The organism is Cupriavidus sp. GW823-FHT07B10, assembly GCF_058794355.1.
Genome location: NZ_JBXAGS010000050.1, coordinates 1 through 646 on the forward strand (window position 1 = coordinate 1; position 646 = coordinate 646).

General features: G+C 66.7%; 1 protein-coding gene. It reads left to right on the forward strand.

Features of this window, described 5'->3' with window-relative positions; translation table 11 throughout:
• A partial coding sequence (locus tag AC1Q6V_RS34640; RefSeq protein ID WP_492316813.1) for a citrate/2-methylcitrate synthase occupies positions 1-646 on the forward strand: 646 nt, incomplete at both ends.

Sequence of the window (646 nt, forward strand, 5' to 3'; positions counted from 1 at the left end):
ATCCTCGACATCGCCGAGACCTGCGAGTTCGAGGAAATCGCCCACCTGCTGGTGCACGGCAAGCTGCCGACCAAATCCGAACTGGCCGCCTACAAGGCCAAGCTCAAGAGCCTGCGCGGCCTGCCCGCCAATGTGAAGGCCGCGTTGGAATGGGTGCCCGCCAGCGCCCACCCGATGGACGTGATGCGCACCGGCGTGTCGGTGCTGGGCACCGTGCTGCCGGAGAAGGAAGACCACAACACCCCGGGCGCGCGCGACATTGCCGACCGGCTGATGGCCAGCCTCGGCTCGATGCTGCTGTACTGGTACCACTACAGCCACAACGGCCGCCGTATCGAAGTCGAAACCGACGATGACTCCATCGGCGGCCACTTCCTGCACCTGCTGCACGGCGAGAAGCCGTCGGCGCTGTGGGAGCGCGCCATGAACACCTCGCTCAACCTGTACGCCGAGCACGAGTTCAACGCCTCGACCTTCACCGCCCGCGTGATCGCCGGCACGGGCTCGGACATGTATTCGTCGATCAGCGGCGCCATCGGCGCACTGCGCGGCCCCAAGCACGGCGGCGCCAATGAAGTCGCGTTCGAGATCCAGAAGCGCTACGACAACCCCGACGAGGCCCAGGCCGACATCACGCGCCGCGTCG